This window comes from Komagataeibacter sp. SM21, assembly GCF_041402665.1.
In the GTDB taxonomy this organism is placed as follows: Bacteria; Pseudomonadota; Alphaproteobacteria; order Acetobacterales; family Acetobacteraceae; genus Komagataeibacter; species Komagataeibacter saccharivorans.
In genome coordinates this window covers 30476-47693 of sequence record NZ_JBGLOV010000018.1, presented here as the reverse complement: position 1 = coordinate 47693, position 17218 = coordinate 30476, and the positions used below count along the sequence as shown (strand labels likewise).

Genomic DNA, 17218 nt, shown 5'->3' with positions numbered 1-17218 from the left:
GCCGGGCAAGCCGCTCTTCAACGTCAAAAAATCCCGCCTGCTTCATGATCCATACTCCAATCAACGCAAGGAAAATGGAATCACAGAGCAGACCTCAATACCAGAGGGTTTTTCGAACCCTCCAGGTAGCAATCAGTAGAAGAAATGTGGGCGTGTCCTGCATGCTGTTCTGGAAGAAAGTATTTAAAATTATTATTTATGAAAAACCAAAAAAATAGAAATAGAAATAGAAAAAATATTACCAAAACAGATAATCAGAACTCTTTATTGGCTCCAATATGGCGTTCGCATCGGGCCATAAAAAATCCATCAGGACGCATGTTCAAACGAACATGAATCCTGATGAACAATAAAAACAGTAAATATAGATATTGAGCAGCCCGTCCCGTCGTTTCGCGGGAATGGCCGGCCGTACTCCCATATCCGTTCACGCATGGCGTTCGACGCATAGCCCTTGTCCGCTACTACCCACAGGGGAATGGCGGGAAGGCTGTCGAGCATGGCTGGTGCCAGAGGCAGTTCATGAGCCTGTCCAGGGGCCCGCGCAAAACCGAAGGCTTTTCCATGTCCAACAGCGATCACGCAGACTTTTGTGCCATAGCCGCCGCGAGAACGGCCAAGAGCTTCACGATGGTCTCGCTCTTCGAAAGAGGCCCCCTTTTTTTGGGCTCCCGCCGCTTTGTGGTGAGCCCTGATGTTTGTGCCATCCAGAAAAGTCATACCAAGTGCCACGCCCCGTTGTTCCTGAACCAGTTCGAGCAGGCGCTCCCACACACCCGGTTTCGCCCAGCGGATGAAAAGCTGGGCCGCCCGCCACCACGGCCCCAGTTCAGCGGGGATACTCCGCCATTTCGCACCATTCTCGTGACGCCAGAAAATCGATGCTATCGTGCGCCGCAGATCATGTGGCAGCGTCCTGCTTCACGGGCGAACCGCCTCGATCAGAGGTTCCCAGATCGCCCACGTCTCATCCATAAAAGTGCCTGTTCCATCCCTACAATATGAGAAGAATTTCAAGATCTAGGTTCTGTTGACAAAAGGTCTTTTCAGACTGACTTGGACGTGATTCAACGTTGGTCTTTGCGGAGGCCTGTGGATGCGTGGCGACCTGACGGACGAGGAATGGGCGATCATTGGCGGCCTGCTGCCGCCTGAACGTGGCCGTTGGTCACGACCGGCACAGGATAACCGTCTGTTTCTCAATGGAATGCTTTATGTCCTGCGTGTTGGTTGCCCATGGCGGGACATGCATGAGCGCTACGGAAAATGGAACTCGGTCTATGTGTGGTTCCGTCGATGGGCAGAACAGGGCGTCTGGGACGCTCTGCTGGAAACGCTGGTTGAACTCGGTCTGACCGATGACTGGCAGCACATGATCGACAGCACGGTCGTTTGGGCTCACAGCCAGGCGGCTGGCGCAAAAGGGGGACGCATAAGGAAGGCTTTGGTCGAAGCCGCGGCGGCTTTACGAGCAAGAACCACGCCCGTGCTGACGGTCAGGGACGCCCTCTTGGCTTCGACCTGACGGGGGGTGAAGTTTCTGATTATTCCGGCGCTGATGCCCTGATGGACCTGCCGGTCGTGACACCGCGCCGACTTCTGGCCGACAAGGGGTATGATAGTGACAGGATACGAGAGAACCTGCTTTTTCGAGGCATTCTTCCCGTAATCCCACCGCGTTCAAATCGCACAGAGGATATTCCCTGCGACTTCCGTCGTTATCGGGATCGAAACCGTATCGAGCGGATGTTCAACAAACTGAAGCAGTTCCGACGTATCGCCACACGATATGACAAGACAAGAAAATCGTTCCTCGCCTTTCTTAACCTCGCAGCCGTAAAATTGTGGCTACCATCTTTTGTCAACAGAACCTAACAGGCCCTAGATACGATCAGGGCATAATAATACCTGCTATAGCGGCACTCATCAGATTGGATAGCAAGCCGCCCAGCACAGCACGCGCGCTTTTTCGGGCGATTTCCTCACGCCGGTCAGAACACTGACTACCAAAGGCAGCGACGAGCAGACCGAGCGAACTCAGATTGGCAAATCCGCATAGGGCAAAAGAGGCAATGGCCGCTGCCCGTTTTGACAGGCGGCCTGCCTGTATATCGGGCCCCAGATGAAAATAGGCTACAAATTCATTCAGTACGACTTTCAGACCAAGTACGGAACCAACAGCATCGCATTCGCCCGCGGGAACGCCTAGCATCCAGGCAATGGGCGCAAAAATTAAGCCCATCAGATATTCCAGCGACAGCATGGACAAACCGATATGCCCCCCGATACCCTGCAATACGCCGTTGACCAGCGCAATCAGTCCGATACAGGCAACCAGCATGGCAGCTACAGCCACTGCGGTCTGGGCACCTTTCTGCGCACCTTCCATCAGCGCTTCAAAAAACGCGCGATGATAGGCGGCCTGTCCCGCATTGATCGAACTGACTGGCGCGCCAGATGCACGGGGTTCCAGAATCTTGGCAAACATCAGGCCGCCGGGAATAGCCATGAAAGACGCGGCCACAAGGTAACTGGCTGGTATACCCAGCCCGAAATAACCGATCAGTGTCGCCCCGGAAATCGATGCCGTGCCACTGCACATTGTACTCGCCAGTTCGCTCTCGCTCATGGAAGTGAGATAAGGCCCCAAGGCAACCGGTAATTCACTCTGACCCACAAAGATCGTGATGATAGCGCCAAAAGATTCAACAGGCGAGGTACCCGCCAGCCACTGCAGCCCCCGACCAAGCAGTCGAGCGACACCCTGCATAATACCGAAGTGATAGAGAATGGCAATCAGCGCACTGACATAGACAAGGGAAGGCAATACTTGAAACGCAAAAATATAGGATCCGTCAGGAAAGATCTCATGCATCTTCGGCCCGACAAGCGCACCGAACAGGAAACGTGCCCCCTCCCCCCCATAGGACAGGATCTGTGTGACTATGTCCGATATCGCCCGCAGAACAGCCTGCCCGGCAGGTAGGCGCAATACAAGCACCCCGATACCGGCCTGCAACAGCAGACAGGCCCCGATAATGCGCAGGCTGATCTGCTTGCGGTCTGTGGAAAACACCAGACCAATACACATCAGGAATATGATGCCAATGAAGCCACGGACGTGCATGAGCGAACTTTCAGCCAGCAGAACCGGAAATTGGAATTTCCTGACCATTAAGTTATGTTATCGTAACATCACATCGGATACCGTCAAGCGTCGCTCGATCCCGTACGGCAACAAACTGCATATGCGGCCGTCAACTGGAGTGTAATTCCATGACTGGCTGTCAGGTTAAAAGAAATTATTCAGATAATATAATCTGGACTGTAGCCTATTATATATCGATGCTTCTGCGGTTAGCATTTGTAATGCAAGAAATGTCTGCCAGTCGAGGATGGCTGTTGCGGGTACCCCCGGTGCCCAAAGACAATGCGTAACGTATTACGCTGATTACACACCAATGATTCAAAGCAGCATGCGTCCATCAGCAACAAGAGCGCAGACCATGCCGAAGGGTCACTTGGGCCATGGGACGCCCGACAATTCCGTAGCGGATAACGTAACGCAATTCACAGGATCGTTCGGCCAATGCATAATGCCGTTGTTCTGCATCCTTGTATAACAGGATCAGATAGGGGAGCTACCAGCGACTGTTCTTCGTCTTATACTTCAGAAGCAGCACGGATTTCCTGCAAACATCATATCCCATTACCGAACCCATCAGACATGAACGCACATAACGGACGCCAGACGCGGGGACCGACAGTCATCGGTCCCGCACGTTATTAAGCGTGAAGGTTACTATCTGGCGTTGAAGACCGCATCTGCTTTGAGAACGGTTTTAAGCAGGATACCGGCACCTGCCTCCGCATCCTGTTCGGTAATGCTTTCGGCTTCATTATGGCTCAGACCGTCGGCGCAGGGGACAAAAATCATCGCCGTGGGTGTAACCCGTGCCATATAAGCAGCATCGTGACCAGGACCAGAGACAATGCGTCGGGCCCCGTACCCGCTGTCTGCCGCCGCGGTCTCAACCATGTCAACGCAGGCAGGATCGAAATGGACTGCCGGAGCATCCCATATCCGCACGATTTCCAGTGTAACGCCACTGCGCTGCGCGATTTCGGGGAGCAGGCTGTACAGTTCCTCCTCCATCTGCGCCACAACTGCATCATCAGGGTCGCGCATGTCGATGGTGAAAAAGACCTCACCCGGCACCACGTTATTACTATTGGGACGGTTTTCGATCAGCCCCACGGTACCGACGGCACTGGGCGCATGGGAAACGGCAACCGTGCTGACTGCCTCGATCATGCGCGCGGCGGCAAGCAGTGCATCATGACGCATGGGCATGGGGGTGGAACCGGCATGGGCATCCTTGCCCCTTACTGTCACCTCATACCAACGCGCGCCCTGTACGCCTGTTACGATGCCGATGGTCTTGCCTTCAGCTTCCAGAATCGGTCCCTGTTCGATATGCAGTTCAAAATAGGCTGTGACGGGATGCTGACCGCATGGTTCACTGCCACGGTAGCCGATGGCCTCCAGTTCGTCACCAAAACGCAGCCCGGCCCGGTCACGCTTGTCCAGCACTTCCTGTTCGGTAAAGACGCCGGTAAAGACGCCCGAACACATCATGGGCGGGGTGAAGCGGGAGCCTTCCTCATTTGTCCAGTTGATCAGTTCGATCGGGTGCCGGGTCACATACCCCGCGCGATGCAGCGCGCGCAGTACGGCAAGCCCGCCCAGCACACCCAGAATTCCGTCAAACTTACCGCCAGTGGGCTGCGTATCGAGATGGCTGCCGATGGTAATAGGCGGCAGGCTGTTATCCTGACCGGCCCGGCGGGCAAACTGGTTACCCATGGAATCATGCGTAACCGTGCACCCCAACTCCTCACAGGTCTGCACGAACCAGTCGCGCACCAGTTTATCTTCCGCCGTAAGCGTCAGACGGCGGATACCACCCTTGGGCGTGCCGCCAAACCGCGCGGTCTGCATAAGGTCAGACCACAGGGCCTGCGCGTCGATGCCAAGATTGCTGCCATGTGTCGCGTTTGTATGCTGTATCATAAAGCTCCCTTCCTCGTCGGACTGCATCCTTGTGGACCTGTTACGAATCTATGGCCACGCGCGCCGGGTTGTTGGGGTGTTCGGGCCATGTCAGCACACCCTCTACCGGCTGTGGCTGCATGGTAATGCAATCATCAATGGGGCAGACATGCGCACACAGGTTGCAACCCACGCATTCCTCATCAATCACTTCGTAATGGCGTTCCCCGTCCACCCGCGTCCGGGCGATGGCCTGATGGGAAGTATCCTCGCACGCAATATGACACAGACCACATTTGACGCAGGCGTCCTGATCAATTTTCGCGATGGTCTTGAACTTCATGTTCAGCCGGTTCCACGGCACGAAGCGTTCAATCGCGCGGCCGGTCACGTCATCAATCGTGGCGTAGCCCTTCTGGTCCATCCATGCGGACAGGCCGTCCTTCATGTCCTCGACGATACGAAAACCGTAATGCATGGCCGCCGTACAGACCTGCAGTGTGCTGGCACCCATGGCAAGAAATTCAGCAGCATCCCGCCATGAACTGATCCCACCAATACCTGAAATGGGCAGGGCGCCCAGTTCGGGGTCACGTGCGATATCACCGATCATACGGAGTGCTATGGGCTTGACGGCAGGCCCGCAATACCCGCCATGCGTGCCCTGCCCCCCAACAACCGGCATGGGCGCCATCTGGTCCAGGTCAACGCCAATGACGGACTGGATGGTGTTGATCAGCGAGACCGCATCCGCACCACCGGCCATGGCTGCACGCGCGGGCATGAGGATATTGGTGATGTTGGGGGTCAGTTTGACGATAACGGGCATGCGGGTGTTCTGCTTGCACCAGCGCGTGACCATTTCCACATATTCGGGCACCTGTCCTACGGCTGCCCCCATGTTCCGTTCGGACATGCCATGGGGGCAGCCGAAGTTGAGTTCGATGCCGTCCGCGCCAGTTTCCTCCACGATGGGCAGGATCGCCTTCCAGCTCTCTTCCACGCAGGGCACCATCAGGCTGACCACAACGGCGCGGTCGGGATAATCGCGCTTGACCGACTTGATTTCGGCAATGTTCGTGGCCAGCGGGCGGTCGGAAATCAGTTCGATATTGTTCAGCCCGATCATGCGGGTGCCGTTGTAGTTCAGCGACCCGTAGCGTGAACTGACATTGACCACTGGCGGGTCTTCCCCCAGCGTCTTCCATACCACCCCGCCCCATCCGGCTTCGAACGCGCGACGGACATTGTACTCCTTGTCCGTCGGCGGCGCGGACGCAAGCCAGAACGGGTTGGGCGAGCGGATACCAGCAAAATTCGTACGTAGATCAGCCATGTCCCGTTTCCTTACTTGCCTGCCGCCATCCAGGCCGCATGAATTGCTTCCGCCGCGTTGCGCCCGTCGCGCACGGCGGCAACCGTCAGGTCCTCGCCCGGCGTGCAGTCGCCACCTGCGTACACACCCTGCATGGTGGTCTGCCCTGTCTCATCAACCATGATGCGCCCGCCAGAAATGGCGATACTGTCCCCCTCCAGCGGGTCGGGCAGGAAGGTCTGCCCCACGGCCTTGAGCACCATGTCCGCCTCCACCACGAACGTATCGTCGGGATCGTAGGCGGGGCGGCCATCCGGCCCGAGGCCACCCCGTGCGAATGCGACGCCAGCCAGTGCGCCATCACGCGCCACGAGCCGGACGGGCGACGCCCATAGCCTGACGGTGACGCCATTCGTCTGCGCCCATTCACGCTCCACGGTCGTAGCCGACATATTCTCCGCGCCACGACGATAAACCAGGGTCACATCCTGCGCCCCAAGCCTGCGGGCCTGCACGGCCGCATCCACCGCCGTATTGCCCCCACCGATCACCACGACGCGGCGACCGACCGGTACGGTCTGCTTACTGCTTGAACGCAGCCCTTCAATGAAGTCGACCGCATCCATCACGCCATCAAGGTCTTCCCCCTCGATCCCGAGCGACCTTACTCCTGCAAGGCCCACGGCAAGAAATACCGCGTCATAGGCACGCCGCAGGCTGGCGACCGTCATGTCACGGCCCAGCGTCCTGCCGCCTTCAAAGGAGATGCCACCAATGGCGAGCAGGAAATCCACCTCGCGCTGGGCAAACTCATCCGCAAGTTTGTAAGCGGCGACACCATATTCATTCAGGCCGCCAGGCAGCGCATGACGGTCATGGATCACTACATCATGCCCATGCATGGCCAGCCGGTGCGCGCAGGCAAGGCCGGCAGGTCCCGCACCGACAATGGCGATACGATGGCCGGTTTCCGGTGCGCGGGCAAAGGGCTGGCCGCCATGCTCCATCTGCCAGTCGGTAGCATGACGCTGGAGCATGCCAATGCGGATGGGCTGGCCTTCCTCACGCGTGTTATGCACGCATTTCTGCTCGCACAGTATCTCGGTCGGGCATACCCGTGCGCAGGAGCCACCCAGAATATTGGATTCAAGAATGGTCCGGGCCGAGCCCGCCATGTTGTCCGTGGCAATGGCGCGGATGAAGCGGGGAATATCAATACCCGTAGGACAGGCTTCTATGCACGGGGCGTCGTAGCAGTAGAAACAGCGCTCAGCTTCGACCACGGCCTGGGCGTGCGTAAGTGGCGGATGTGCATCGGAAAAATTATGCGCCAGTTCAACATCTGAAAGACGTCCAGGCGCGATATCGGGACCCTGCGGCATGATCGCTCCAACAACTGTGTGTTGGATTTACCTTAAGGTCATTCAATAACAGACTGCAATGTTTTTTCTGACTATATGGTCAGGTTTTTTGACCAATTCTAAATCGACCTGGATCATATCTTCAAAGAAATGATATATAAGAACGCATTTATTTGTATGCAGGTGAAATCCGGCCTTTCATCCCTGAAGGTAACAGGAGACTGAAGCAGCCGTCATTCCGTTCAAGCTGATATCAGGCTGGCTTGTGAAGGTAGCGTGCTGCGGATGTAATCCGGGATTTGACATAGGCAGCCAGAGTGCCATGGCAGCCTTCCTGCACGAACACCACGACACCAGATGGATGCGCCCTGCCCTGACGGGTGTATCAGGTTCGGTCAGCCCAGACGAAACCTGCCGCACGATAGGCATCGTGCGGCAGGACTGGATCAGGAAGCATCTTGCCGGACATCCCGGCTATCATAAGGACGTTTTTTTTCAGAAATCGGTCGAAATCGTTCCGGTCATGGAAAAACGTGGCATGACATAGAAGTTCGCCCCACCACCGCCTGCTGCGGTCTGACCATTAAGCAGGGTGACATCATGCATGTTGTAAGCCACGCCCGTCGTGCCGACACGCACGATGGAACCGGTCAGGTTGGTGAAGTTCAGGCGGAAAGTCGGCGTCTTCATGAAGGAAATCGGGTGAAAATGATAACCGAGCGCCAGGGTATCGGTGACGAACCCCGGCATCCGTTCATCACCAACCATGGTAACGGATTGCGGGCCGGTATAGTGCAGGCTGAAATTGCCAAAAAAGCCTTCATTGGCATAGGTCAGCCCGAAATTCGCCATCACGCGCGGCGTGGCGATCGCCTGCTTGCCCTTGGTCGGCAGGTAGGAATTGCCATAGGCGATGTTGGAATCCATCCGGCCATACAGGTATTCAACCGATGCATAAGGGCTGAAATGATGGAACTGGCGACCGGCGATCATTGCATCAATACCACGCACCGTTTCATTCCCGGCATTGACTGTCGCGTACTGCGTTGTAGGCAGGTAAACGGACAACAGGCGGTTGGTGATGTTGGAATTGAATACCGAAACATCAGCAATCAGCCACTTGTTGTTAAAGCGATAGCCAAGCTGTTCGGTAATGGAATACTGGTCCTTGGGCAGTGTCGCCATGCCTGCGGGCAGCGCCGATGGCAGGGGCTGGCGGAAATCGCCTTCCGCATTCATGTAAATCTGGTGATGCTGGTTGAAGCGGTAAGCAACCGCCAGATGTGGCAGGGGGGCGGTCGTATTTTCCCCCAGCCTTGTGCCGCTACCCAGCAGACCGCTTGAGCGATCCCAGTAATTGGACATGACGTACTTGAACCCGGCATTGACCGTCAACCGGTCATGCAGGTATTTCGCACTGTCCTGAATGAAGAACGAATTCAGTTCATAACCGGCATGGTCCGTGCTGACCAGTTTCTGTCCCTGCATGTTGTACAGCATCTGCTCGGCATTATCGGTTTTGGGGTTCCGTCCGGATGCCATGGTCGCCATGGTTGGCGAGAATTCGGATACGGCGTTGTTTTCATACCAGTAACCAAAGGTCAGGCGGTTATGGCGGTCAAGCTTGTAACTCAGCTTGGCCACGACACCGACATCAGGTGACCAACCCTGCGCGTAATAGGTGCTGAGTTGCTGCCCGCTGGCCGCAGGTGTGCCATTGCCATATTTGCACCCATTCGCGCACGCGCCTGTCGTACCAACGGTTCCCGCTGACGATCCATCCCAGCCAAAACCGGTGCTGAGGTAGGATGTTACATCCAAATCAAGCCTGCGGTTTATGACCACATGCACTGGAGCACTGACAAAAAACTGGTTCCAGGAATCCAGGTTGCTTTTCCAGTAATCTCCGGCATTCGCAGCCGTCGGGTTCCAACCGGCTGTCCGGTTGAAGCCTTCGCCAGTACGTTTGTAATTATAGAACTGGGCCGCCGTCGCGTAATTATCGATGGTAAACATCGAGTTGTTCCACGAGGTGAACAGCTTGATGTATGATCCGTTATTGAAATCCTTCTGCAGCCCGAAATCCACATGTTCGCGCTGGTTTATGCCGCCGCCCATCCACTGCCGTGAATGTGTGTTGGAAAAGGACGCATAGGTGCGCACACCCGAATGCCCGATATAGCCTGACTGCAGGCGAATGAATTCGCGTGACATATTATTGGTGCCATACGAAAAATCCATCGCTCCGCCGCGCTTGGCGCTGGGTGTGATTGTGCGTTCATCCAGCGCACCGGCCGAGGCATTGGCAGTCGGCATGTCCACCTGCGAACTGCCGGGGGTGACATTAACGCTTTCAATATTCTCTGAATCGACATTCTGCTGCAGGTACGCCGCAAGCGAAGCTGGCGCACCATCCAACATCAGCCCCATATCAGCATCCGTAAAGCCACGGATGAAAATCGAACCACCCTTGATTCCCGAAGTATCCGGCATGGCTATACTTACGCTGGGCAGGTTCTGAATCAGGTCCAGACCGGTGGAGGTGGGGCTGCGCATGTCGATATACTGCTTGCCCACGCTCTGCACTGCATGGGGTTCGGTTTCAATCCTCATCATCCCGCCGCCTCCGTCACGAGCGTGACGCGAAACATGCACTGCCAGCGTCTCCGGCTGGCTGGAAGCCATCTGATGCGCAGGTGCCGTGTGGTGGGACACGCCATGGGTCGGTGAACGGTTTGGGGGTCTGTGCACCGCCGCCTGCTGCACGGTCTGGGTACGGGCATTATGACCAGAGAAAACCGCTGTCAGCACGACTACACTGACAAACGAATGTAAATAAACCTGATTCATTTATTCTTACCTCTCGGCGGCGGCACACAAATAAAATATGGTTTTATCGTCCTTAATGTTATATATCGTTGTTATTATTTTCATTTTACACAAAAGACGAAGTATTTCTGAATATCTAAGGATATAAAAACAATAATATATATCTTTTCTAGAACGCAATAAGATTCTAACCATATGATCAGGTTTTTAAGATCGTTGCAGAAATGGCACATTTTGTCATGAATGAGCTGTAATGGAAAAAACTGTTTTTTCCAATTGCTTACATGGGATTTAACCATTGCAGCGCCACGTGCGGCAGAACGGATTTCCAATCTGTCCGCTATGGTCCAATGGAGTGAGAATAAGACCAGACACTGCTTCTGTCCCTAAAAACCGGTTACGCATTGCAGACCCGCCTGCACGGCAGGAAACGGTCTGGACGCCATTCACGAGGGAGATATTTTTTGAAACGGAAAATCATCATTGATACCGACCCGGGCCAGGACGACGCGGTCGCCCTTTTCCTAGCGCTGGCTTCACCCGAAATAGAAGTGCAGGCCGTTATCGCCGTCGCAGGAAATGTGCCGCTGGCACGGACAGGTGAAAATGCCCGCCGCATCCTGGAAATGGCTGGTTTCCCCCATATTCCCGTTTTCTGCGGCGCGCCACGTCCCTTACAGACCATCCAGACCACGGCTGAACATGTACATGGCCCCACGGGTCTGGATGGGATTGACCTGTCTGTTCCACCCGCCATGCCCCTTCAGACGCGCAACGGGGTCATGTACCTGATCGAGGCTGTCCGCAATGCAGAACCGGGCGAACTGACGCTTGTCATGCTGGGTCCACTTACGGATCTGGCCCTTGCCCTGACCCTTGCACCGGATATTGCAGAACGCATATGCGAGGTGGTGCTGATGGGTGGAGCATGGTCGGAACTGGGCAATATCACGCCTGCGGCTGAATTCAATATCTATGCCGACCCGCATGCCGCCAATATCGTGTTCAGCGCCGGTATCCCGCTTGTAGTGCTACCACTGGATGTCACACATCAGTGCCTGACCCTGCCTGAGCGGCTGGCAGCGCTACGTGCAAATGGCAATCGCTGTTCCGATGCGGCCGTGGATATGCTTTCATTTTCCGAACGTTTCGACCTGGCTAAATATGGCTGGAAAGGTGCACCCCTGCATGATCCCTGCACCATCGCGTGGCTACTGAAGCCCGACATTTTTGGCGGTCGACACGTCAATGTCAGTATCGAGACGGAAAGCAGCCTGTCGGTGGGCATGACGGTTGTGGACTGGTGGAAGGTGACAGACCGCAAGCCCAATGCCCTGTTCATACGTGACGTGAAGGCCGACGCTTTCTTTGAACTCCTGACCTCGCGACTGGCCACCCTGCCCTGAGCCCTTATGACCTGCGCGCGGACAGATCATCCCGTCCGCCCGCAGGTCTTTCATCTTGTCTGCCGATTCTCACCGACTGCACGAATCCTGATATGGAACAGGGCAAGATAACTTGCGATCGCGCAGGAAAACCCGACAAACCATGACAGGTTGCGTACTGGCGCGAAAACCGGAACAAATACCAGCCCCAGTCCGCACAGGACAGAAAACAGCAGGCTGGCCATTGCCGTGAAATTGATACCGTTGCGATACCAGTACGCGGCCTGCGGGCTGGCTGTATACAGGGCTACGGTTTCCATCCGTCCTTTGCGCACACCGTAGTAATCCGCCAATAACACACCCGTCAGCGGGCCAATGAACGTGCCCAGAATGTCCAGCGTCAGATGAATCAGTTCAGGCCGGGCATACAGGTTCCATGGGGTAACAACCAGCGCTCCGACCGCTGCAATCAATCCGCCTCTGCGCCAGTTGATGGTGTGTGGCGCGAGATTGGAGAAATCGAATGCGGCCGAGACGAAATTGGCCACGATATTGATCCCCGCCGTGGCGGTGACAAAGGTCAGCACGCCTATGGCCACGGCGGTCGGGCTGTCGATCTGGGACACGGTTTCCACCGGGTCGAGAATGATGCGGCCAAAGACCGGACGCTTCAGTACGATCGTAACCAGCGTCAACACGGAAAAGCAGATAAAATTAACCGGCAGCCCCCAGAAATTGCCACGGCGGATATCACGCAGGCTGATGCCATAGCGGGCGAAATCGCCAAAATTCAGCGCAATGGGCGAAAAATAGGCCACAATGAGCGCCATTGCGTTCACAATGCCCAGTATTCGCCATCCGGTACTTTGTGGCACGACGTCAAATACATCCAGCGATATGTGCCCCCCCGCTTTCCACAGAAGCCAACCATCCAGCGCGATCATGACAACATAGATCACGGGACCGGCCCAGTCGATGAAGCGGCGGATCGTTTCCATCCCGCGCCAGAAAACTGCAGCCTGCATCCCCCATAACAGCAGGAATGCTGCCCACCCCAACGTGGACAGGCCCAGCATTCCATGCTGCCGCAGGTCAGCCCATCGTGCGAGTGCTGGCCACTGCCGCAGCAGCAGGATCAGCACCGCGTTCGAAGCCAGCCATGTCTGGATACCGTACCACCCCACCGCGATTACGCCACGTACCAGTGCAGGCACCACCGCCCCCCGCACGCCAAAGGCCATGCGCGCCATGACCGGATAGGGCGTGCCGGATTCAAAACTGGGCCGCGCGACCAGATTGCAGACCACCTGTATGATCATGATGCCCGCCACCAGGGCAATGAACACGTCGCCTGCAGGCAACCCGACTGCAAACAGGCTACCTGCCGTCACATAGCCACCCACACTGTGCACGTTGGACATCCATAGCGAGACATAATCAAACCATCCCCAGCTTCTGGTCCGCACGGGCGCGAGATCCTCGTTCACCAGATGGCTGTCCATGCGATCCGTGCTGTCCAGCATGGTAATTCCTTTTTGGTCTGTATGCGGCAAAGATATAATCTTGACCATTAGGTCAGAATAACAATACGGTTCCGATATGGAATGACAACCCGCTTTCGAACACGCAATACCAGATCAGAAGGAAGACGATCATGCTTCATGTAAAAGGCGGCACGATTGTCACAGCCGAACGAACGTTCAGGGCCGATATCCTGTGTGACGACAATGGGCGTATCGCCACCATCGCACCGGAAATCGATACGCCCACCGGTTGTGAAATCGTGGATGCCCATGGCCTGCTGGTGATGCCGGGCGGCATTGATCCGCACACCCACATGGAAATGCCCTTTATGGGATCAATCGCCAGTGATGATTTCTACACCGGAACGGCTGCCGGGCTGGCAGGTGGTACGACCAGTATCATTGACTTTGTCATTCCCGATTCCGGCAGTTCATTGCTGGAAGCATGGAAAGCATGGCGAATAAAGGCCGAAAAAGCGGCTGCCGACTATTCATTCCACGTGGCGGTCACCCATTGGGATGATCAGGTCCATCAGGACATGGCCACGCTGGTGAATGAATGCGGGGTCAACTCCTTCAAGCACTTCATGGCCTATAAAAATGCCCTGATGGTGGATGATGATGTACTGCTGCATTCCATCCGCCGTGCGGGAGAACTGGGTGCGCTATGCACCGTCCATGCGGAAAATGGCGATGCTGTAGCCTACATGCAGGCCAGGCTGCTGGCTGAAGGCCGTACCGGTCCCGATGCCCATCCCGCCTCCCGCCCCCCAACGGTGGAAGGCGAAGCCGCCCAGCGTGTCATTGCCCTGGCGGGACTTCTGGATGCGCCAGTCTATATCGTCCATGTCTCCACTGCCGAGGCTGCGCACGCCATTGCCGATGCCCGCATGCGTGGCCAGCGCGTATATGGCGAAGTGCTGCCGCAACATCTGGTATTTGATGAAAGCGTCTACTCCAGCCCTGACTGGCTGACCGCCGCGCGCTATGTCATGAGTCCGCCCTTTCGCCCCAGACACCATCAGCATGCGCTATGGGCGGGCCTGACATCGGGACAGCTACAGACCACGGCGACCGATCACTGCTGTTTCTGCGCGGGGCAGAAGGAAAACGGCCGCACCAATTTTACCCACATTCCCAACGGCACCCCCGGCATTGAAGACCGGATGAGTATTCTCTGGCATCATGGTGTCACCACTGGACGACTCAGCCCACAGGAATTCGTCGCCATTACATCCACCAACACGGCACGTATCTTCAATATGCTGCCGCGCAAGGGCTGTATTGTCGAGGGAGCGGATGCCGATCTGGTACTATGGGATGCACAGGGTACGCGCACCATCTCTGCGCGCACCCACCACCAGAACGTGGATTACAATATTTACGAGGGCATGACCGTAACCGGCGTCGCCCGTCGTACCATCAGCGCGGGGCGCGTTGTATGGGATGAGGGTGATCTCCGGGCCACGCGCGGCGCGGGCCGTTATATTGAACGCCCTGCCCTGTCGCGCCGCTAACCTTCCGACCGGGTGGCAGGCAGGATGCCGCCACCCGTATCATGCCCTAAAACCGGGCAAGGCGTTCGATCAGCAGGTCGTAGACACCGTCCACATCCACCTCACGCATGAACAGCGCATTTCTGTTCGCACTGCTTATGCCCCACCAGTCCACCACACTCATGCCCATTGTCAGCGGACTGCCCGTTTCAATCTGCACGTTAACCTGCCGCCCGCGATACAGGTCCGGTTTCAGCAGCCATATGACCGTGTTGGGATCATGCAGGGGGCCGCCATCCGTACCGTATTTCGTCGCCTCGAAGTGCTTTTCAAATCGCAGCCATGCCGCAACAACCGGGCCGATCCGGTTTGGAATGGCCGCGATGCGGGCCAGTCGGGCGGTGCTGGTATGCAACTGATGCGTCACATCCAGCGGAAACACCACCAGCGGCACGCCCGACGCAAACACCATTTCCGCCGCGTGGGGATCAACATAGACATTGAATTCAGCCGCGGCTGTAATATTACCCACTTCCGAAAAGGCGCAGCCCATCATCACGATCTGCCCGATCCGCTCACGCAGGCGGGGTTCACGCCCCAGTGCAAGGGCAATATTCGTCAGGGGACCGATGGTACACAGTGTCACGGTGCCCGGCGGGTTCTCCATGACCGACCGGATAATGAAATCCACCGCATGTCCTGGCGTAGGCGGACGACTGGGTGGCGGAAGGTCTACCCCTTCAAAACCCGTGCGGCCATGCACATGGGTCGCGGTCACGCCAGGACGCAGCAACGGACGGTCAGCCCCTGCGTGGACCGGTATGTCGGGCCGTCCGGCAAGATCAAGGGTCTTGAGCGCGTTTTCCGTCGTCTGGGTCAGGGGCACATTGCCCGCTACCGTGGTGATACCCAGCAGATCAATCTCGGGACTGGCAAGGGCGAGAAGAATGGTAAGGGCATCGTCCTGTCCAGGATCAGTATCAATAATAATCTTCATGCATACTCCATGGAGGCAACTCCGGCCCGTACACGGGGCGTCCCGATAACGGGATCAGGCACGTAACAATAATACGGGACGGGCAGAGGACAATTTCGTACTCTTTTTTCTTTAGAACGAACGGACAGGAACTTACATGACCATGCCTACGCAAATGACGCGCTCACATCGTATCTATCTGGCGGGTGACACGGTTTTTCGCCCTGATGCGCAGGATCTGTTCCGCGCGATGAAGGCGATATGTGCCGATGCCGGTCTTGAGGGCGTCTGCCCGTTTGATGGACAGGCGGACATAGATGCGCTGGCACCGGGTGCGCAGACCAGCCTGCTGATCGCCCGCCTTGACCGTGACCTGATGGATGGGTGCGATGCGGGTGTCTTCTGTCTCGACCCCTTTCGCCGGAGCGCCGACATGGACCCCGGTACCGCCGTCGAGATCGGTTACATGGCGGCACAGGGCAAGAAGTTGGCAGGTTATACTGTGGATGGCCGTTCCTATCCGCAAAAAGTCGCGGCTTATCGCGCCGCCGCATGGGGCGACACGCTGCGCACGCGCGATGGCCGCGGTGGAAGCGGCGGCATGGAAGATGCCGATGGCCTTATCGTGCATTCCGAAGGCATGGTTCAGAACGCCATGACCGAAGGCTTCATTCGTCTGTCAGGAGGAAATGTGGCAGTCGATCCCGACCTGCTGACAGCTTTCGGCAAAGCAATCGAAAACCTGCGCCTGACCCTGCACGGATAGGCACAGGCACCAGTACAAACAGTCCGCACCTTCACGCACATGACGGGGCAGTACCGGATTTCCCCGCAGGAAATCCGGAAAATCTGCCTGTTATTCAGGCTTTCGCCCCCGGCAACGGCAATTCACCCGTAAGAAACTGGGCGCGCCCAAGGCCGAAACTCCAGTGTTCATCCTGGTTTTCAACAACCGATACCATAAGGTCGGATGGCAGCAGCCCAACACGGGCATGCAGGGTTTCCGCCAGCAACCTGTAAAAAGCCGCGATCTGCTCCTTGCCACGTGGGCGCGAGACAACCTGCAGCAGCACGATCCTGGACGTACGGGGAATATCCAGCCCCGTATCCTCAAGAATCATATGGGTCGGTTCATGTTCCGATACGAGCTGGTAGCGGTCCCGTGCAGGCACCTTGAAGGCTTCGAGCATGGCATCATGCGCGGCATCAAGCAGCGCACGCAGTTCGGCGGGGGAACGTTCGCCCTTCATGACATGAAAATGCATTAACGGCATGGTAGT

11 protein-coding genes and 2 pseudogenes are annotated in these 17218 nt (G+C 56.5%); 4 read left to right on the top strand and 9 right to left on the bottom strand.

Annotated elements, in window-relative coordinates; genetic code table 11:
* Positions 1-387: 387 nt before the first annotated feature.
* Positions 388-975, bottom strand: a pseudogene (locus ACBR42_RS14425) (IS5 family transposase); the annotation flags it as partial.
* A gap of 145 nt (positions 976-1120) precedes the next feature.
* Between ACBR42_RS14425 and ACBR42_RS14420 the strand changes: the two are divergent.
* Positions 1121-1875, top strand: a pseudogene (locus tag ACBR42_RS14420) (IS5 family transposase); the annotation flags it as partial.
* A 16-nt stretch (positions 1876-1891) separates the two neighbouring features.
* Here ACBR42_RS14420 and ACBR42_RS14415 read toward each other — a convergent pair.
* The 5 genes from ACBR42_RS14415 to ACBR42_RS14395 form a co-directional block, all read right to left on the bottom strand.
* Entirely contained in the window at positions 1892-3127 is a 1236-nt protein-coding gene (locus tag ACBR42_RS14415; RefSeq protein ID WP_282760359.1) for a NupC/NupG family nucleoside CNT transporter, read from the bottom strand.
* 675 nt (positions 3128-3802) lie between these two features.
* Entirely contained in the window at positions 3803-5074 is a 1272-nt protein-coding gene (locus ACBR42_RS14410; RefSeq protein ID WP_371208467.1) for a Zn-dependent hydrolase, read from the bottom strand.
* A 40-nt stretch (positions 5075-5114) separates the two neighbouring features.
* Positions 5115-6389: an NAD-dependent dihydropyrimidine dehydrogenase subunit PreA gene (preA, locus tag ACBR42_RS14405; protein ID WP_118963504.1), complete on the bottom strand. Its 1275-nt coding sequence runs from the start codon at positions 6387-6389 to the stop codon at positions 5115-5117.
* Between the two features lie 11 nt (positions 6390-6400).
* Entirely contained in the window at positions 6401-7750 is a 1350-nt protein-coding gene (locus tag ACBR42_RS14400; RefSeq protein ID WP_371208466.1) for an NAD(P)-dependent oxidoreductase, read from the bottom strand.
* 474 nt (positions 7751-8224) lie between these two features.
* Positions 8225-10345 (bottom strand): TonB-dependent receptor, encoded by a 2121-nt coding sequence (locus ACBR42_RS14395; protein WP_371208465.1) that lies wholly within the window; start codon positions 10343-10345, stop codon positions 8225-8227.
* Positions 10346-11022: 677 nt separating this feature from the next.
* Between ACBR42_RS14395 and ACBR42_RS14390 the strand changes: the two genes are divergently transcribed.
* Positions 11023-11964 (top strand): nucleoside hydrolase, encoded by a 942-nt coding sequence (locus ACBR42_RS14390; protein ID WP_371208464.1) that lies wholly within the window; start codon positions 11023-11025, stop codon positions 11962-11964.
* A 50-nt stretch (positions 11965-12014) separates the two neighbouring features.
* On the opposite strand, the gene ACBR42_RS14385 is transcribed toward ACBR42_RS14390, so the two are convergent.
* Positions 12015-13466 carry an NCS1 family nucleobase:cation symporter-1 gene (locus tag ACBR42_RS14385; protein ID WP_371208463.1) on the bottom strand — a complete coding sequence of 484 codons (1452 nt, stop codon included), beginning with the start codon at positions 13464-13466 and terminating at the stop codon, positions 12015-12017.
* A gap of 131 nt (positions 13467-13597) precedes the next feature.
* Between ACBR42_RS14385 and hydA the strand changes: the two genes are divergently transcribed.
* Positions 13598-14983 carry a dihydropyrimidinase gene (hydA, locus tag ACBR42_RS14380; RefSeq protein ID WP_371208462.1) on the top strand — a complete coding sequence of 462 codons (1386 nt, stop codon included), beginning with the start codon at positions 13598-13600 and terminating at the stop codon, positions 14981-14983.
* Between the two features lie 46 nt (positions 14984-15029).
* Here hydA and ACBR42_RS14375 read toward each other — a convergent pair whose 3' ends face one another.
* On the bottom strand, positions 15030-15959 hold the full coding sequence (locus ACBR42_RS14375) for a nucleoside hydrolase (RefSeq protein ID WP_371208461.1): 930 nt from the start codon (positions 15957-15959) through the stop codon (positions 15030-15032).
* A gap of 142 nt (positions 15960-16101) precedes the next feature.
* Between ACBR42_RS14375 and ACBR42_RS14370 the strand changes: the two genes are divergently transcribed.
* Positions 16102-16704, top strand: a complete 603-nt coding sequence (locus tag ACBR42_RS14370) for a nucleoside 2-deoxyribosyltransferase (protein ID WP_371208460.1) — start codon at positions 16102-16104, stop codon at positions 16702-16704.
* Between the two features lie 94 nt (positions 16705-16798).
* Here ACBR42_RS14370 and ACBR42_RS14365 read toward each other — a convergent pair whose 3' ends face one another.
* The gene (locus tag ACBR42_RS14365; RefSeq protein ID WP_371208459.1) at positions 16799-17212 is read right to left on the bottom strand and encodes a tautomerase family protein; all 414 of its coding nucleotides are present in this window, start codon (positions 17210-17212) and stop codon (positions 16799-16801) included.
* Positions 17213-17218: the final 6 nt, after the last annotated feature.